The organism is Ensifer sesbaniae (genome assembly GCF_013283665.1).
Taxonomy (GTDB): domain Bacteria; phylum Pseudomonadota; class Alphaproteobacteria; order Rhizobiales; family Rhizobiaceae; genus Ensifer; species Ensifer sesbaniae.
Genome location: NZ_JABEKU010000001.1, coordinates 2,696,295 through 2,713,926, shown reverse-complemented (window position 1 = coordinate 2,713,926; position 17,632 = coordinate 2,696,295). Strand labels below are relative to the sequence as shown.

At 64.2% G+C, this 17,632-nt stretch carries 18 protein-coding genes; 11 read left to right on the top strand and 7 right to left on the bottom strand.

Features of this window, described 5'->3' with window-relative positions; translation table 11 throughout:
• Position 1 precedes the first annotated feature (1 nt).
• The 4 genes from panB to BHMPCIPO_RS13230 all read left to right on the top strand — a co-directional run bounded on the left by panB (position 2) and on the right by BHMPCIPO_RS13230 (position 2,493).
• A complete protein-coding gene (gene panB, locus BHMPCIPO_RS13245) occupies positions 2-823 on the top strand; it encodes a 3-methyl-2-oxobutanoate hydroxymethyltransferase (RefSeq protein WP_173517174.1) in 822 nt (273 codons plus the stop codon).
• A gap of 213 nt (positions 824-1,036) precedes the next feature.
• On the top strand, positions 1,037-1,753 hold the full coding sequence (locus BHMPCIPO_RS13240; RefSeq protein WP_173517173.1) for an AzlC family ABC transporter permease: 717 nt from the start codon (positions 1,037-1,039) through the stop codon (positions 1,751-1,753).
• A gap of 2 nt (positions 1,754-1,755) precedes the next feature.
• On the top strand, positions 1,756-2,070 hold the full coding sequence (locus tag BHMPCIPO_RS13235; protein ID WP_173517172.1) for a branched-chain amino acid transport AzlD family protein: 315 nt from the start codon (positions 1,756-1,758) through the stop codon (positions 2,068-2,070).
• 183 nt (positions 2,071-2,253) lie between these two features.
• Positions 2,254-2,493, top strand: a complete 240-nt coding sequence (locus BHMPCIPO_RS13230; protein ID WP_173517171.1) for a PA2433 domain-containing protein — start codon at positions 2,254-2,256, stop codon at positions 2,491-2,493.
• A 243-nt stretch (positions 2,494-2,736) separates the two neighbouring features.
• Here BHMPCIPO_RS13230 and BHMPCIPO_RS13225 read toward each other — a convergent pair whose 3' ends face one another.
• The 4 genes from BHMPCIPO_RS13225 to BHMPCIPO_RS13210 form a co-directional block, all read right to left on the bottom strand.
• On the bottom strand, positions 2,737-4,572 hold the full coding sequence (locus BHMPCIPO_RS13225; RefSeq protein ID WP_173517170.1) for an aminopeptidase P family protein: 1,836 nt from the start codon (positions 4,570-4,572) through the stop codon (positions 2,737-2,739).
• Between the two features lie 750 nt (positions 4,573-5,322).
• A complete protein-coding gene (locus BHMPCIPO_RS13220; protein ID WP_173517169.1) occupies positions 5,323-6,198 on the bottom strand; it encodes a 50S ribosomal protein L11 methyltransferase in 876 nt (291 codons plus the stop codon).
• Between the two features lie 174 nt (positions 6,199-6,372).
• Entirely contained in the window at positions 6,373-6,972 is a 600-nt protein-coding gene (locus BHMPCIPO_RS13215) for an SCO family protein (protein WP_173517168.1), read from the bottom strand.
• Between the two features lie 312 nt (positions 6,973-7,284).
• On the bottom strand, positions 7,285-7,443 hold the full coding sequence (locus BHMPCIPO_RS13210; RefSeq protein WP_173517167.1) for a hypothetical protein: 159 nt from the start codon (positions 7,441-7,443) through the stop codon (positions 7,285-7,287).
• 363 nt (positions 7,444-7,806) lie between these two features.
• On the opposite strand from BHMPCIPO_RS13210, the gene BHMPCIPO_RS13205 reads away from it, so the two are divergent.
• From BHMPCIPO_RS13205 to BHMPCIPO_RS13195, 3 genes are all read left to right on the top strand, one after another.
• Positions 7,807-9,909, top strand: a complete 2,103-nt coding sequence (locus BHMPCIPO_RS13205) for a methyl-accepting chemotaxis protein (protein WP_173517166.1) — start codon at positions 7,807-7,809, stop codon at positions 9,907-9,909.
• 2 nt (positions 9,910-9,911) lie between these two features.
• Positions 9,912-10,376, top strand: a complete 465-nt coding sequence (locus tag BHMPCIPO_RS13200; protein WP_113540693.1) for a chemotaxis protein CheW — start codon at positions 9,912-9,914, stop codon at positions 10,374-10,376.
• A gap of 346 nt (positions 10,377-10,722) precedes the next feature.
• A complete protein-coding gene (locus BHMPCIPO_RS13195) occupies positions 10,723-11,022 on the top strand; it encodes a hypothetical protein (RefSeq protein WP_173517165.1) in 300 nt (99 codons plus the stop codon).
• Positions 11,023-11,160: 138 nt separating this feature from the next.
• Here the strand turns inward: BHMPCIPO_RS13195 and BHMPCIPO_RS13190 are convergent, their stop codons facing one another.
• Both BHMPCIPO_RS13190 and BHMPCIPO_RS13185 read right to left on the bottom strand, forming a co-directional pair.
• Positions 11,161-11,658, bottom strand: coding sequence for a CreA family protein (locus tag BHMPCIPO_RS13190; protein ID WP_173517164.1), 498 nt, complete (start codon positions 11,656-11,658; stop codon positions 11,161-11,163).
• 164 nt (positions 11,659-11,822) lie between these two features.
• The gene (locus BHMPCIPO_RS13185; protein WP_173517163.1) at positions 11,823-13,067 is read right to left on the bottom strand and encodes a GGDEF domain-containing protein; all 1,245 of its coding nucleotides are present in this window, start codon (positions 13,065-13,067) and stop codon (positions 11,823-11,825) included.
• Positions 13,068-13,466: 399 nt separating this feature from the next.
• On the opposite strand from BHMPCIPO_RS13185, the gene BHMPCIPO_RS13180 reads away from it, so the two are divergent.
• From BHMPCIPO_RS13180 to BHMPCIPO_RS13170, 3 genes are all read left to right on the top strand, one after another.
• A complete protein-coding gene (locus BHMPCIPO_RS13180; protein WP_312033029.1) occupies positions 13,467-14,135 on the top strand; it encodes a phosphoribosyltransferase in 669 nt (222 codons plus the stop codon).
• A gap of 170 nt (positions 14,136-14,305) precedes the next feature.
• Positions 14,306-14,941, top strand: a complete 636-nt coding sequence (locus tag BHMPCIPO_RS13175) for a cysteine hydrolase family protein (protein ID WP_173517161.1) — start codon at positions 14,306-14,308, stop codon at positions 14,939-14,941.
• 41 nt (positions 14,942-14,982) lie between these two features.
• Positions 14,983-15,444, top strand: a complete 462-nt coding sequence (locus tag BHMPCIPO_RS13170) for a GNAT family N-acetyltransferase (protein WP_173517160.1) — start codon at positions 14,983-14,985, stop codon at positions 15,442-15,444.
• Positions 15,445-15,470: 26 nt separating this feature from the next.
• Here BHMPCIPO_RS13170 and BHMPCIPO_RS13165 read toward each other — a convergent pair whose 3' ends face one another.
• The gene (locus BHMPCIPO_RS13165; RefSeq protein ID WP_173517159.1) at positions 15,471-16,721 is read right to left on the bottom strand and encodes an adenylate/guanylate cyclase domain-containing protein; all 1,251 of its coding nucleotides are present in this window, start codon (positions 16,719-16,721) and stop codon (positions 15,471-15,473) included.
• Positions 16,722-17,235: 514 nt separating this feature from the next.
• Here BHMPCIPO_RS13165 and BHMPCIPO_RS13160 point away from each other — a divergent pair.
• Entirely contained in the window at positions 17,236-17,592 is a 357-nt protein-coding gene (locus BHMPCIPO_RS13160) for an aldehyde dehydrogenase family protein (RefSeq protein WP_173517158.1), read from the top strand.
• The last annotated feature ends 40 nt before the right edge of the window (positions 17,593-17,632 follow it).

Here is a 17,632-nt window from a genome sequence, read left to right as displayed (position 1 = left end):
CATGAGCGTCCAGACCGCCAAGCGCCGGCTCAGCCCCGCCAATATAGAAGCGCTGAAGGGCGAACGGCCGATCGTCAGCCTCACGGCCTACACGACGCCGATCGCCAGGCTGCTCGATCCGCATGTGGACTTTCTGCTCGTCGGCGATTCCGTCGGCATGGTGCTCTATGGTCTCGATACGACCGTCGGCGTGACGCTCGAGATGATGATCGCTCATGGCCAGGCGGTCATGCGCGGCGCGGAGCGCGCCTGCGTCGTCATCGACATGCCTTTCGGCTCCTATCAGGAATCGAAGGAACAGGCGTTCCGCAGCGCCGCGCGCATCCTCAAGGAAACCGGTTGCAGCGCCGTGAAGCTCGAGGGCGGGGCGGAGATGGCCGAGACGGTCGAGTTCCTCGTCAGCCGCGGCATTCCGGTTCTCGGCCATGTCGGGCTGATGCCGCAGCTCGTCAACACGACCGGCGGCTATCGCTCGGTCGGGCGCAACGACAAGGAAGTCAAGAAGATCCGCCGCGACGCCAAGGCGATCGACGACGCCGGCGCCTTTGCGATCGTCATCGAGGGCACGGTCGAGCCGGTCGCCCGCGACATCACCGCCGAGCTGCGCTCGCCGACCATCGGCATCGGTGCGTCGCCCGCCTGTGACGGCCAGATCCTCGTCTCCGACGACATGCTCGGCCTCTTCAACGATTTCAAGCCGCGCTTCGTCAAGCACTTCGCCGAGCTGGCGCCGGCAATCTCCAAGGCCGCCGAGGACTATGCAAACGAGGTGAAGGCACGCACTTTCCCCGGCATCGAGCATACGTTCCAGGTCAAGAAGTAAGACGCGGCCCGCCTGGCAGGCTGCGGAAACGGGTATCAAACGCGCATCGGTTTCTCGACCGGTGCGCATTTCGTTCAAGCCTCGTTCGGGCAAGGCATCATAAAATTCAATCATTGTATCAGTTGATTTGAATTGTTGCCGGGGGCGCAAGCGCCTATCTGTCCGGCACCGGACGCAGGGCGCACTTGTTCGCCTCGGCCGGCGGAGGTTTCCATGACAAAAGACGAATTCTGGGAAGGCGTACGCGGCGGCTTTCCCATCATGCTGGCGGCGTCGCCCTTCGGTGCACTGTTCGGGGCGCTTGCGGTCGACAACGGTTTTACCATTGCCGATGCCGTGTTCATGAGCGCGAGCGTCTATGCCGGCGCCAGCCAGATGGTCGGCATCGAGCTCTTCGGCAACCACGTCCAGCCCTGGCTGGTCGTGCTTTCGGTCTTCGCCGTGAACTTCCGCCACGTGCTCTATTCGGCCTCGATCGCCAAATATGTGCGGCACTTCACCTTCGGGCAGAAGTTCCTGGCCTTCTTCCTGCTGGTCGATCCGCAATATGCCGAGACCGAAAAGCGCGGCGAGCGCGGCCTGCCGATCACCTTCGCCTGGTATCTCGGCTTCGGCCTCGTCATCTACATTCCCTGGATCTTCAACACGCTGGTCGGCGCGATCTTCGGGCAGATGATCGGCGATCCCAAGGCGATCGGCCTCGACATCCTGCTGCCGGTCTATTTCATGGGGCTGGTCATGGGCTTCCGCAAGCGCGACCGGTTCCTGCCGATCGTTGCCGTCTCGGCGCTCGCTTCGATCGCCGGCATGCATTTCGTCGGCTCGCCCTGGCACGTCAGCATCGGGGCGCTCGCCGGTATCGTGCTTGCAGCCTGTCTGCCGCAGAACGAGCGGACTCCGGCGCCGCGCGCGGTCGAGAAGGAGGCGTGACGATGGATCCGCAACACCTCAACCTCATCTACCTGATCATAGCCGCCGCGGTCGCGACCTTCTTGACGCGCGTCGGCGGCTATATCCTCATCACCCAGATGAAGCAGATCCCGCCGCGGCTGGAGGCGGCGCTGAACGCCGTGCCTGCAGCGGTACTGACGACGCTGGTCGCCCCCGCTTTCGTCTATGGCGGGTTCGATGTGACCATCGCCATGTTCGTCGCCTTCGCCATTGCGCTCGGGCTCAGCCTCTCGACGCTGCGCATGCTCGTCATCGGCTGGGTGGTGGTGATGCTGATCCGGCACGTGGTGATGTAGGTTATTCGCCTCCGTTCCGGCAGACATCGAAAGCCACACCGGGCAGGGCGGCGACCGGCATTGGCGACGCATCTCTCGTGGATTATCATCCCTTGGTTGCCGGAGGTACGGCAGCACCGCAGGTGCTGTCGGACGCGCGACGTCGCTGCAACAATGCAGAGCCCCGGCGGTGGAGGAACAACCATGTTGACCAGGATCTCGATTGCCCTCTTGCTGGCGCTCGCGCCGGCAACGGCCTTTGCCAATCAATGCCCGACCATCATGGCTGCGATCGACGCGGCCATGCCGACTGCGAAACTTTCCGAGGCCGACATGGCCAAGGTCAAGGAACTGCGCGCGAAGGGTGAGGAGCAGCACAAGGCGGGCGATCACGCCGCTTCGGAGGCGACGCTCGGAGAAGCGAAGAAGCTCTTGGGAATCTGAACGGAGAGGCCGGGATTTCCCGGCCTGTTGCCGCCCTGAACCTCGAAGCAAGCAAGCGGCTGCGGCGTGCAACGCCTGCCGCCTGACTCGACGGACGTCGGGTCGCCCACATCCCCGCCACAATGCGGGGATGTGAGAGAAGGGGGATTCTCATCCGCCAGACAAGCGCTTCGAGACTTGTCCAACGTCAAAGGCCGCGCCCTGAGAGCGCGACGTTTTCCCTTGTATCGCTCGACGCCTGACTCAGCGTGCGAGCGCTTCCGTTGCGGCCCTCAGCCAGTCGCGGGTCTCGTCGCTGGCGAGCAGCGGCATCAGCTTCTGCCGGGTCTCGGCGTGGTAGGCGTTGAGCCAGTCCAGCTCTTCGTCCGTCAGGAGTGCGGGCAAGATCAGGCGGCGGTCGATCGGGCAAAAGGTGAGGGTGTCGAAGCCGAGCATCGGCAGGTCGCCACCGTCGACCATCGTTGCCGGCTGCACCACCACGAGGTTTTCGATGCGAATGCCGAAGGCGCCGGGGCGGTAGTAGCCGGGCTCGTTGGAAAGGATCATGCCGGGCAGCAGTTCCTGGGTGGAAAGCCGGGCGATGCGCTGCGGGCCCTCATGCACCGAGAGATAGGAGCCGACGCCGTGGCCGGTGCCGTGGGCGTAGTCGGCGCCGGCCTTCCAGAGCGCGATGCGGGCCAACGGATCGAGATCGACGCCGCGCGAACCCTTGGGGAAGCGCGCGACGCTGATCGCGATCATGCCCTTCAGCACCAGGGTGAAGAAGCGCTTCTGCTCCTCCGGCACGGCGCCGATGGCGACCGTGCGGGTGATGTCTGTGGTGCCGTTGATGTATTGGGCGCCGGAATCGATCAGGAACATGGTGCCGGCTTCGATCGGCCGGTCGGTGGCGGTGGTGACGCGGTAATGCATGATCGCCGCATGCGAACCGGCGCCGGAGATCGTGTCGAAGGAGATGTCCTTCAGCGGGTTCTGCATGCGCTCGCCGACGGTCGCGCGGGCGGCTTCGAGCTGGTTGGTGGCGCCGATCTCGGTAACGGTACCGGGCTGCTGGTTATCCAGCCAGGCGAGGAACTCGACCATGGCGGCGCCATCCTGCAGGTGGGCGCGGGTCGAGCCGTCGATTTCGGCCTTGTTTTTCTGGGCGCGCGGCAGGCGGGCGGGATCGACCGCTTCCACCACCTTGCCGCCCTTGAAGCGGATCAGTTCGGAGATGGCAAAGGAGGCGAGATCCGGGTCGATCATCACGGCGGCACCGGCAGCGCCCAGCGCCCTCAGGCGATCGTCAAAGGTAGACGGCGCGACGATCTCGGCGATCTGGGTGAGATAGGCCTCCTGCTCGATGCCGGTCTTGCGCTTGTCGAGGAAAAGCTCGGCGCGGCCGTCGGCGTGGATGATCGCGCGGGCCAGCGGATGCGGCGTGTGCGGCACGTCGCTGCCGCGGATGTTGAAGGTCCAGGCGACGGAGGAGGGGTCGGTCAGCACCACGGCGCTGGCGCCCGCCTTGTCGAGGCCGGCGGCGATTTTTGCGATCTTGTCCTTGGCGAGTTCGCCGGCGTGCTCGATCGGCTGGATGCTGACCTTGCCGAGCGGGGCCGCGGGGCGGTTCGTCCAGATCTTGTCCAGCGGATTGTGATCGAGGAAGACCAGCGAGCCGCCGAGGGTGGCAAGCGCCTTCTCCAGCCGGCGCACTTCGGCGCCGGTGTGCAGCCAGGGGTCGATGCCGAGCTTGAAGCCCTTGGAACCATGGTTTTCCAGCCACAGATGCGGCGGCTCGCCGATGAGGTCGCCGCCGGTGAATACGCTGCCGTCGACCTGCTCCTTCAACTGCGTGACGTAACGGCCGTCGACGAAAATGACCGCTTCACGCCGCGTGATGAGGGCGACGCCGGCGGAACCGGTGAAGCCCGTCAGCCAGGACAGGCGCTCGGAGGAGGCGGGTACATATTCGCCCTGGAACTCGTCGGCGCGCGGCACGAGAAAGCCGTCGATGCCGAGGGCCGCGAAGGACGCGCGCAGGGCTTCGGTGCGCTCCTTGCCGAATTGCGGCGTGGAGGTGACTTCAAAAGACTGAAACATGGGGGATTTCCGGTAGATTGAGCGGTAAACCGCGGGAAAGATGGGGCCATGTTAGCGGAAATCGCCCTTGCCGGGAAAGAGGCGATATCCTGTAAGCGGCGGTGAACCCCACGGTTCTCGCAGTGCTTCCGGTTGTGTTGAGCTTCGAGGGCAATTGCCCATTGATCATACATATGCGCTCAGCGCATGGCACCCATGCCAAGAAGTCCCTTTCTCTATCGGAATAATAGTTTATAAGCCCGCTCAACGAACACGGACGAACATCCGGTGGTTCAAAAGACTGCGGTTCCGAGAATAGTTGGTCATTCTGTTCTCCTCCTCCCTCAAGGGTGGCCAGCTTCGGAACGGTAGACGCCCGCTCGAGCGCTCCTCCTCCTCAGGCTCGCGGGCATGGTTGGCCAAAAGCCAGCCAGCAGGCGATGCCCCTGGCATCGCCTTTGTTTCGAAAGGCCGCCCGTCTGATGGACGAGGCGGCCTTTTCGTTTTTTTCGATGTGTTTTGGTTTCGGCAAGAAATGGCGGCACGCTGAGGCGCTCTCGTTCGCTCCGGTAACCTAATTTCTGAAATTGCCCCTCACCCTAACCCTCTCCCCGCAGGCGGGGCGAGGGGACGTGCCTGAAAGCGGCCGTCGCGAGTCGGAGCTTGATCTGTGGTTGGGGCGGTGCCGCGTGTCCCTTCGCCCCGCTTGCGGGGAGAAGGTGCCGGCAGGCGGATGAGGGGCAGTCACGACCGCCTCCGCGGCGCCCTAGATTACTTCTCCAGATGAATCGTCACCCAGCCGTTGCGCCAGATGGTGCGCACGTGGCGCAGGTGCTGGCCGTTGTAATGGGCGAGCACCTTCCAGCGTTGTTCGGCGAGGATCCCTGAGAGAATGACCGAGCCGCCGGGGGCGAGGTTGGCGACGAGCTGCGGCGCCATCTTCATCAGCGGGCGGGCGAGGATGTTGGCGATGATGAGATCGAAGGGGCCGTTGGCGCTGAAGGCAGTCGAGTGAAAGCCCGGCGCGGTGGCAAAGGTCATGCCGGTGACGACGCCGTTGACCCGGGCGTTGTCTGCGGCGACGCGGGTTGCAATCGGGTCGATGTCGGTTGCGAGCACCGGCACGTGCATCAGCTTCCAGGCGGCGATCGCCAGCACGCCGCTGCCGGTGCCGAGATCGAGCACGTTACGCACGTTACGCGTGCGGGCAACCGAAGCAAGCACTTCGAGGCAGCCGGCGGTGGTGCCGTGATGGCCGGTGCCGAAGGCCTGGCCGGCGTCGATCTCGATGGCGATCTCGCCGGTCTTCACCTTGTCGCGGTCGTGCGAGCCGTGCACCACGAAGCGGCCGGCGCGCACCGGAGCAAGGCCCTCGAGCGACTTGGCGATCCAGTCGATATCCGGCAGCACTTCGCGCTCGATCGGAAGATGGGCGAAGTCCTCGGCGAGTGCCTCGGCGAGCCGTTCGTTCACGCTCTCCTCGTCGACGGCCATCATGTAGATCGAGGCTTCCCACACGTCGCGCTTTTCATCGACCTCCGTCGTGCCGATGGCATAGTCCTCTTCGCCGAAGACCTCGCTCATGCGGTCGAGCACGGCTTCCGCCTGCTTCTCGGTGGTGGTGACGAAAAGTCTGATCTCGCTCAAGGCTCTGTCCTTCGGGCTGGCAAATCCGCGCGTGCGCGCCCCGCATCGAGCCATGCCGTTGGGGCGGCGCGCGGGGCGGTGGCAATCGTGTGCTGTGCGCTATCACGATTGCTCCACAAACGCAAAGCGCCGGGCGGGGCCGGCGCTTGCAACGTCACGTCGAGATCGTAGGGGTCAGCCCTTGGTGAGGTTTTCCAGCTTCTTGACCGCCGTATCCGGGTTTTCCTCATAGGCGATCGTGCCGGAGAAATGGCCGTTGGCATCGAGCAGGAAGACCGATGCCGTGTGGTCCATCGTGTAGTCGCCGTCGGGTTTGGCGGCATCGACCGGCACCTTCTTGGCGTAGACGCGGAAGCCCTTGACCATCTCCATCACCTTGTCGGGCGGGCCGGAAATGCCGGTGATGCGTTTCGAGACGTTGGAGACGTACTGGCCGAGGACCTCCGGCGTGTCGCGCTCGGGATCGACGGTGATGAAATAGGCCTGCAGCTTGTTGCCTTCCGGGTCGACCTTTTCCAGCCAGCCGTTCAGCTCGAACAGCGTCGTCGGGCAGACCTCCGGGCAATGGGTGAAGCCGAAGAAGAGCGCGGTCGGTTTGCCGGTAAAGGCCTTCTCGGTGATCTCCTTGCCGTCCTGGGCGATGAGCGTGAAGGGCACGCCGAAGGGACCGGTGGCGGCCTGCTGCTTCGACTGGGTCATTTCATAGGTCAGCCAGCCGAGAATGCCGGCCATGACGACGACGGCGGCCCAGAGGACGATGCGGATGGTTTTCATGCGTGCTACCGATTTTGTTGCGGCCGAAGACGGCCATGTCCGGTTGATCGGCCCTTGATACCGCCTTCACCGGGACCGTGCAAATGGGACAATTGCCGCAGGTTGTGGTGGTGCGTTCAGATCAGGAGCTGCCCCTCATCCCGCTGCCGCGACCTTCTCCCCGCAGGCGGGGAGAAGGGGCCGTGTGGCGACCTTTCGCTCCAGCCATGAGTCGACTGCATGTTTAGCCGATAGGAGGACAAAAAGTGCAGCAATTCAAAGTGCTCCAGCGACCTTTGCGTGTCTGAAAAGACGTAAAGGAACCTGGCGGTTCTAAAGACACCAGGAAAGGCCGGACTGGGCGAGCGCCAGGAATATCTCCGCGCCGTTCTCCATCCAGCCGCGGAAGGCGAGCAGGAGCGCAAGCGCGATCGCCGCCGCAAGGCTTGCGGCGAGGGGGAGGCGGATCGAGCGCTGGGTCTTCGTGTTCATGGCGCCATCATAGCATCTGGCGCGGCGAGGGGAAGGCGCTGGGCGCGGCTGCGGCGCCCTTCCGGTCGGCACCGGAAAACGGTGGAAAAACGGGGCGGAGCACCCTGATGGATTGTGTCCGCAAATGCCGGAAAAACCGGGGCTTGCAGCGCATATGCGAAAACATGCAAATAGCTCATCTCCCTGGGGAGCGGCGGCCTGCCTTAGCGAATGTTTAAGGTCTGTTTGCCAGTGTTTTTTCCACGCGGGAGGAGCGTTCGTGCTCCGATATGACATGAGGTCAGCCGGTTTTCTCGGCCCCGGTTTTCCGTATCGATCGTAGGAGGATGCGCTTCCAAGCGCATCCGTGACCATGGACTCCCTATGACTGCCACATCTCCTTCCCTGAAGCGCAATCTTTCCGTGAGCCAGCGGCTGGCAACACTTGCCGGCGCCGCCATCGTCGGCTTTGGCTCCGTGCTCGGGGTTGGCTGGTACCAGGGCAGCCAAGCCAACGACGCCTTGCAGGGCGCGGTCGCAGCACAGAATGGGCTGACGACACTCGATGAGGTCCGGCTGGCGACGACCAATCTCGTGCTCAACGCGATGGATAGCATCATCGACCGGGAAGAGGGCGCGATCCAGCCGGCGCGCGCCGCCAGCATTGCCGGGATCCTGAAGCTGCTCGAAGCGAAATCGGCCGACATCAAGGCGCTTGCCGGGCTGCTCGGTCGGAGTGACGCGCTTTCGACCTTCGATGCGGATGTCGCGGAACTGCGCAAGGCGATCGGCACCGAGCTGAAGACGCTGATCGAAGGCAAGGCTTCCGTCGACGACTTCGGCAGGATCGACGACGCGATCGATGGCGCCGGCGAACGGGTCGCCACGGCGCTGGCGTCGCTCTCCGAAGCGGCAAGCGGGCTGGTACAGACGCGCGTTGCCGAGGCGCGTGCCGCCTCCGACCGGGCATTCCAGCTTCAGGTGGCCGCGGGACTGCTCGCAATGGCCACATTGCTTTATCTTCTCTGGTTCCACGGCAGCACGCTGCGCACCGGCATCCTTGGCCTGCGCAATGCCATGCAGCGGGTCCAGAATGGTGACCTGGCAACCAAGGTCGAGGCGCTCGACCGCGGCGACGAAATCGGCGCCATGGCGCGCTCTGTCGATCTTTTCCGGCTTTCGGCCATCGAGAAGCAGTCGCTGGAGCAGAGTGCTGCACTCAGCCGGCGCGAAATCGAGAAGGAACGCGAGCAGCAGCAGAACGAGCGCGAGGAGGCGGTGCGTCGCATCCAGACGGCGATCGACAGCCTCGGCCGCGCCTTGACCCAGCTTGCCGACGGCGACCTTGCCGTTGCCATCGATCGGCCATTCGACGGCAATCTCGACCAGCTTCGCCAGAACTTCAACCAGACGGTCGAGCGGCTGCGCGTGACGCTTTCGAGCGTCAAGGAGAATGCGCTTTCGATCGAATCGAACGGTCGCCAGATGCGTTCGGCCGCCGACGATCTGGCCCGCCGCACCGAACGGCAGGCCGCCTCGCTGGAGCAGACCTCGGCAGCGCTCGATGAAATCACCGTCACGGTTCGCACCGCAACCCAGCGCGCCGAAGAGGCAAGCCGCATGGTCGGCGAGACGCGCACCAATGCGGAGGAATCCGGTCGCATCGTCGGCGAGGCGATCGCCGCCATGGCGCGCATCGAAAGTGCCTCGAACGAAATCGGCAAGATCATCAACGTCATCGACGAGATCGCCTTCCAGACCAATCTCCTGGCGCTGAATGCCGGCGTCGAGGCGGCGCGTGCCGGTGAAGCCGGCAAGGGCTTTGCGGTCGTGGCGCAGGAGGTGCGCGAACTGGCGCAGCGCGCCGCCGGCGCCGCCAAGGACATCAAGGCGCTGGTCAGCCGCTCGGGCAACGAGGTCGGCAGCGGCGTCAAGCTCGTCCAGGCGACCGGCGAGGCGCTCGGCCGGATCGGCGCCGACGTGGCGCGCATCAACGAACATATGACCTCGATCGTCATGGCCGCGCGCGAACAGTCGACCGGCCTCAACGAGATCAGCACCGCCGTCGGCCAGCTCGATCAGATGACGCAGCAGAATGCCGCCATGGTCGAGCAGACCAATGCGTCGAGCCACACGCTGGCGCAGGACGCCGAGCGCCTGACCGGCCTCGTCGGCCAGTTCCGCGAGGGCCACACGATGCAGCGCGCCATGCCGACGTCGGCGCCGGCGCCGGTGGCGCCAGTGGCAAGGGCGGCCGTTGCTCCGGTGCAGACGAAAACAGCTTCGGCCCCGACCGCTCAGCGGCCGGCCGCCAAGGGTACCGGCGAGCCGGTGCCGCTGCGCAAGATCGGCTCGGCCAAAATGGCCTCGTTTCCAACTCCATCTCCCGCGAAGGCCCTGATGGGCAAGCTGGCGGGCGCATTCGGCAACAAACCGGGCTCCGTGCCGTCCGTTACGGCCTCCGGTGAAAACTGGGAAGAATTCTGATCATGACCAACGCAATCAAGCAGTCCGGTGCCTATCTCGAAATCGTGTCGTTCCATCTCGGCGACCAGGAATTCTGCATCGACATCATGGCGATCCGCGAAATCCGCGGCTGGGCGCCGGTGACGCCGATGCCGCACACGCCGCCCTACGTGCTCGGCCTCATCAACTTGCGCGGCGCGGTGATCCCGGTCATCGACATGGCTGCCCGCCTCGGCATGAAGATGACCGAGCCGTCGGAGCGCTCGGCAATCATCGTCACCGACATTGCCGGCAAGCTCGTCGGCCTGCTGGTCGAGCAGGTCTCCGACATGATGACGATCAAGAGCGAAGCGCTGCAACCGGCGCCGGAGATCATTCCGGAAGCGCAGCGCGCCTTCTGCCGCGGCATCGTCGCGCTGGAAAAGACGATGGTCTGCTTCCTCAACCTCGATACGGTCATTGCCGACGAACTGGCCCAGGCCGCCTAAGACCAATCGACGCACGCTTACCAAACGCCCCGGTGGGACTGTCACCGGGGCGTTCGGCGTTCCGGCAGGATTGTTCTCTGCCGTTTCGTGAAGCTGGGAAATGCTCTAAGTTCCTGAAAATACGCCGTTCTGGACGCAGGGCCTCGTTTCGAGGCCGGCCGGAACTGCTCTCGCCGGGCAGTTGAACCCTTCGGTCAAGTTAAACTTCAGCAATGATTTTCACGCCTGGGCGAGACCATTGTGACAAAACGTCATGTGGCGAGCCGGAATACTTGTACTAACTTACCGGTGTTGCAGGGTGCCCGATCGGAGGCCGGGTATCTATCGTCAAACAGGAGTTGGACCTATGTTTGTAAGGAAACTCATTGCAGCGCTCTCCGTAAGCATGCTGGTCGCTGGACCGGCGCTGGCCGACAGCTATTATCAGGGCATTGACCCGAACAATCCTCCCGGAACACAGAACCGCATGAAGGTCATGCCGCTGATGAACCGATCCACAGCGCCGGTTGACACGATGTCGACCGGCAGCATCGTCAGAGACGCGGCGCCTGCTCCCGTCTATCGCGAACGGGCTCCGTTCGGTGGCTATCAGGGTGGCGACGGCGACTATTATCAGGGCATCGTCCCGCCGACAGGGGCACACTGACTACAGCGCCGCGCGTTATGCAGTAGGCTCCGGAAGCGTCCGCGGAGGGGCGGGCGCTTCCCACTTTGACGACATGAGATACCCCGGGGCTGGCTTTGCCCGGGCGCGCTTTGGAGTCCTCGCGTCACGCGCGATGCTTCACTCGGGCCGGCCGTTCGTCCAGGTCACCGTCTGGCCGTAGAGCGGAATGGTGGTGATCGACATCTTCGCCGAGCCGTCGGTCAACTCACGCGAATGCGCAAGATAGATCAGCGTATCGTTCTTGCGATCGTAAATCCGTGTGACCAGCAGGTTCTTCCAGACAAGCGACAGCCCGGCGCGAAACACTTCCTCGCCGTCCTTTGAAAGATCGATGTCGCCGATCTCGATCGGGCCGGTCTGGCGGCAGGCGATGGAATTGTTCGACGGGTCCTCGAACCAGTTGCCATTCTTCAGCCGGTCGATGACGCTGCGGTCGAAATAGGTGACGTGGCAGGTGACGCCCTTGATCTTCGGATCGGTGACGGCATCGATCATGATGTCGTTTCCGAGCCAGTCGACGCCGACCTCGCCGACCGTTTCGGCGCGGGCGGGCAGGGCGGTCGCTGTAAAGGTGGCGAGACCGGCAACGAAAAGAGCGCGAACAGTACGCGACATGGATGTCCTCCTGCAGCGGCGCACGTCATTGAGACGCGAGGCCGCCGTGGCGTTTTTGACTGGCTGCACGTTCCTCCATGAACCGGTCGAGTTCAACGGGACATGCACTTGGCCAAGCTCACATAGGTTCGGGACGCGGCTTTACAAGACGATTGTCCTGCCGGTCAGCCGGTATCGCGCAGCAGCCTCGGCTCGAAGCTTCTGCTGTCGGCGGCGCGCAGTTGCGCGGCTGCGGCCGCGAGCGCCCGCGCGCTTGCGTCGGGCTGGAAGCGGCCGGCGATCGTGCAGCGGTCGCGCCCGTCGGCCTTGGCGTCGTAGAGCGCCATGTCGGCGCGGATCATGATGTCGCTGATCGTGTCGCCGGGAACGGCTTCGGCGAGGCCGATGCTCACCGTCAGCCGGATCGGCCGATCGAAGCGGCCGATCGGCGTGTCGCGCACCACGCGGCCGATCTCCTCGGCGAGCGTAAAGGCCGCATCTTCCGTGTGGTTGGGCAGCACAATGCCGAATTCTTCGCCGCCGATGCGCCCCAGCATGCCGCGGCCGGTGAGACAGGTGGCGACGGTGCCGGCGAAGTGGCCGAGGGCGGCATCGCCGACCGCGTGGCCATAGCGATCGTTGATCTTCTTGAAGTAATCGAGATCGAGCAGCAGGAAGGACAGCGGCTGTTGCCGTGCAAGGCTGGCGGTCAAGGCGCGCTGGCCAAGATCGAGCAGGGCGCGCCGTGACAGAACCCCCGTCAGCTCGTCGCGCGCGATCGCCGTCTTGAGATCGGTGATCACCCGGTTCTGGATCATCAGGATCACGCCCAGGAACAGCACCGGCAGATAGAAGTAGCGCATGACGGCACAGGCGAAATCCCAGCCGGCGGGTGCAGGCGGGACCGCTGCGGCCGCGTGGGCGGCGGGCGAGAGCACGACGACTGCAAGCAGGGTCGAGCAGCCGGTGGCCGCGCAGGCGATGACGCAGAGCCGCTCCACCGGCCCCGGTGCCTGGCGTCGGTGCTGCGAGCAGACGGCGATGATCAGCACGAAGGCGGCGGCGATGCCGATGACGGAAAGGGCATGCAAGGTCGTGCTCTGCGCGCCGAATGCGGCAGTAGACAGCGCGACGAACGCCATCGACGCAGCCGCGACAAGGGACGTCGAAGTGCGTCTGTGAACGCCGAGCGCGCGGTGAAAGCCGGAAAGCACGAAGAGGCAGGCGCCGGCCAGGAACACGAGGCCGATCACGGACAGCTGCTGGAGTGCCGGAAACTCGGAGAGCATCATGAACACGGTCGAGATGCTTGCCACCGCACTCGCCGCGGCGAAGTCCGTGCCGCCCTCGACCATCGAGGCCCGCAGCGAAATCAGGACCGGGAGCATCGCCAGGAGGGCGATGATCGATATGGCAGGGAGAAAGCTCATTTCGAAACGGCCTGTCGTGCTAAAATCAACAAAGGCGGCTTGCGTCTCAGCCAGATATGCAAGGCCAATTGGTAGCGAGGGCGCCTTAACGAAAGCCGGCGAATTCCGATGCAATTTTACCGATTGGCCGGTATTGGCACGGTTGTTCACATCAGCGCTCGGGCAACCGGTAGATGGTGGATTGTGCGGGGTCTTCGGGCCGCACCAGATGGATGGATGCAAAGATTTCCTCCGGCCGGCGCACGGGCCACGCGAAGCGACGGAAAGGCCGGGCTGACGGAAACGCTGGAGGTGGGCGGAACCCGACCGGGCCCTTCCTCATTCCGTGTCTGCGGGCCAATCCCTCCGCGTGCGGTGGACCGGATCCACCGGGGCGACGGCGAACCTGGGAGAGATGAGGTGTTTACGGGAACATGGCTCTTCGAGAACAGGGCGGATGCCGGACGGCAGCTCGCCGAGTCGATCGCAGACGAGACGCTTACCGATCCGCTGGTGATGGCGCTGCCGCGGGGCGGCGTGCCGGTCGCCTATGAGATCGCAAGTCGCATCGGCGCACCGCTCGACGTCCTGATCGTGCGCAAGATCGGCGCGCCCGGGCACGCGGAATTCGGGCTCGGCGCGCTGGTCGACGGCGAGGAGCCGGAATTGGTTCTCAACCGTCAGGCGATGCGGCTCGTGCGCCCGGCAAGGGGCTATGTGGAAGCGGAAACCGAGCGCCAGCGTGCCGAGATCCTGCGGCGCCGCGCGCTCTATTTCGGCGATCGCGCACCGATCTCGCCCAGGGATCGCGACGTGATCCTCGTCGACGACGGGATTGCGACCGGGGGTACCGTGCGTGCGGCGATCAGGGCATTGCGCCGGGCAAACCCACGCCGCCTCATCCTTGCCGTCCCGGTGGCGCCGAAAGGCGAACTCGCAGACCTCCGCAAGTCGGTCGACCGCGTCATCTGCCTCGCCACCCCTTCCGCATTTCGCGCCGTCGGCCTGCACTATCACGACTTCGAGCAGACGAGCGACGAGGAGGTGATCGCCTTGATGAAGAAGGCACGGCGGGAGGACGAGGGGTGAAGCGGCCGCCGGAAATAATGGCGGGTCGGTTGTTGCAATTGCTGCAACCCGTCCGAATAGTTGCATGAAGCGCACTGGGCCATATTGCAACGGCGGGCCTCAAGCGCCACATTCCCGGCGCGAGATGTTGGCGGAGTGGGCGCCGGAGGAGGCGACCCCGAGGAGAGGCTATGGCCGCGAAGCTGGAAATTGGAAAGACGCTCGAGGACTTCTGCCGTCCTGGGCGCATGGCGCTGGTCGTCTACGACATGCAGGTGGGCATTACCAGGCAGATGAAAAACGGCGCCGAAATCACCCAAAAGGTGCTGAAGGTGCTGGAGGCGGCACGGGCAGGCGGCTTTCCGGTGATCTTCATGCGACACCTGTCGATGCCGAAGCCGCTGATGGGCGCCTTCCAGATGCGTCAGGCGATGGCATGGCAGCGGACGGATGACCCGGATGCGGTGCATCCCTGGTTTCTGCGCGGCACGCCGGGCTTCGAACTCGTGCCGGAGTTGCAGCCGCGCGAGGACGAGGCGATCCTCGACAAGATCACCTTCTCGGCCTTCGAGGGCACGCCGCTCGCCATGATCCTGCGCGATCTCGGGCTCACCTCCTTTGCGATCTGCGGCATTGCCACCGAGATCGGCATCGACCCGACCGTGCGCCATGCCACCGATCTCGGCCTCGTGCCCATCGTCGTGCGCGACGCCTGCGGGGCGGGGCACCACGAAGCGGGCGAACGCTCGATGGAGAACATCGTCTTCATGGGCGATGCGATCATGACCGACGTTCAGGCGATTACATCAGCGATGAGCAAGCGTTAGGGCGGCAATACCCGTCCATCCAATCGATCACAGGACCGATAATGACCCACAATCTTCACATCCGCCCGCTTGAAAAGACCGACTACCCCCAATGGCTGCCGCTCTGGGACGGCTACAACGCCTTTTACGGTCGCTCCGGCGAAACCGCGCTCGATCCCGCGATTACCGCCATGACCTGGTCGCGCTTCTTCGACGCCTATGAGCCTGTGCATGCGCTGGTGGCCGAGAGGGAGGGGCGGCTGATCGGGCTTACCCATTACCTCTTTCACCGCAGCACGACGATGATCCAGCCGAACTGCTACCTGCAGGATCTCTTCACCAACGCCGAGGCGCGCGGCAAGGGTGTCGGCCGGGCGCTGATCGAGGGTGTCTACGAGGCGGCACGGGCCGTCGGCGCGCCGCGCGTCTACTGGATGACGCACGAGACCAACGAGACGGCGATGGCGCTCTATGACAAGGTGGCGGAGAAGTCGGGGTTTCTGGTGTATCGCAAGGCGGTTTGAGACGTCACTGGTCCGGTGTTCGCACGTCACGTTTCCGCCGGCGTCCTGCTTTCGACCTCGCTGGTATCGCGGCTCGGCGACTGCATGGTCCAGATTTCGATCGGGCCGAAACCCTTGATGTCTTCGTGGCCGGAGCAGACGAACTGGAAATGACCGTTTAATCGCTGCCTGACCTCTGCGGTCGTCGTGATGCAGTCGGGCTTGCCGACCGCTTCCAGGCGCGCCGCAAGGTTCACCGGCGCGCCCCAGACGTCATAGGCGTATTTCGTTCGCCCAAGCACGCCGGCCGTTACCGATCCCGACGCCATGCCCGCGCGCAGCGTCACGACGACGCCATAGCGCTCACCGATCTCGCGGGCGGCGGCGATGGCGCCGAAGCCGAACGCCGCCGCCGCCTTCTCGGGAGCCGGATGCCGCCTGGGCACGCCAGCCACGGCGAGATAGGCATCGCCAATCGTCTTGATCTTTTCGACACCGAGATTCGCCGCCAGGCGATCGAACGCGCCGAAGAGCTCGTTGAGCAGGCTCACGGTCCTTTCCGGTCCCAAGCCATTTGACAGGTTCACGAACTGGACGATGTCGGTCAGGACCACGGTCGCGTGCTCGAATTCGTCGATGATCGTTTCCCGTTCATTTCTGAGGAGGCGTGCCACGATCTCGTCCGGCATGATCGATGCCATCAGACGGGCGAGCCGCCCTTGCGCTTCTCTCGCCAGGTGGAAGGCGTAATAGATCGTGGCGAAGGACAAGAGCGTGAGGGTGACGATCGAGGAGGAATAGAGGAGCTGCAGGAAGCCGTTGGCGTCGTAGACGCCTGACCGCGCCTCCGGGAAGGCGATGGATGCGGCGATGACGGTGATCGTCGCCGCGGCGCTCAAGACCGCCACCAGGGCGATATTCTCAAATCCAAGGATCGCGAAGGCGACCGGCGTCACGCCGAGCAGGGTCAACAGGACGCCGGAGTCCCGGCCGACATAGGAGGCGATCCACACCAGGATCACGATGCAGATCCCGAATTCCCAAAGCCCCGACGCGATACGCCCGAAGCGATGAAAGAACGGCGTCAGTGCAGCGGCCGCTGCCAGAGCGAGATTGGCATAGACGAGCGGCACCAAGCTTGGCTCGCCGTAGAGAGCATAGATCAGTGCGAACGTCGTCGTGGTGACGACGATCACGCACGCCGCGACATTCGCGACGAGAATGCCTTCGCGGTCACCCTCGGCAGCGTTTGAGGCGCCCAGCTCCAGCAGGCTGCGAACGGCTTTTGTCCAGGACATGTCTCCATCCACTTCGCGTCGAGGGAGATCGGTACTACAGCGCCGCGCGTCTTATCAGACGCGCAAAGGCCGCTGTAGCACTTTGATTTGCTGCGTGTCTTCGCCCTTAAATCGAGGTCGATTTAAGGAGACATGCAGCAGGTTTCGTTTAAACGCGAGAATTGTGCCTGCAATTATTATTGCACTTCACCGGGCGACGCCATGAGACCGTCGGTTGCACGGTCAACGGGGGGGCGCGCGGGCAGGGCTTCGGTTGGGACCCGCTCCCGAGACGCCGGTCCAAATTTTTCTCATGTCTCGCCGTTGCATTCGTCGTTTGTCGGGCCTCTGCAGGTCTGACAATTTTCCGACGCTCATAGTGTACGAGGCGCCGTCCCGGCGTTTCGCAAGGAGGACGATGTTGCCCATGGACGAAAAACGGCGAGGTAGCGCGACCTCATCAGGCGCGACAGGCGGCGATCGGGTCCGCAGAGGGGGCCGCGCCCTCTTCGTGATTGGTCTTCTTGCGGGAACCATGGCTGCGCCTGCGATGGCCGGGGGAGACACCATTGTCGGACGGCGCGGCCTTGCCGGGGCGGAGGAGACGCCGGCCGAGGTCGCAAGCTGCGAACAGCTTGCCGAAACGCTCCGCGATTTCAAACTACCTGATGGGCGCGTAGACCTTTGGGCTACCGGGCCGCTCACCCTCGTCGAGACGGATCAGGTGCTCTGGTATCTCGCCATCTGCTCCGACCCGGGTATCCGGGTGATGTGTGTTACCTATTCCGACAACGGTTTGAAGGTGGGCGAACAGGCGACAATTCGCGGCGCCATGCGGATCGAGGACGAAAGGCACGTGGTGCTCGACCCCTGTCTTGCCTCTCGCGATTGAGGTACCCGGTGGTCGGCTGGCGTGGTGAAGGGCCATGCCG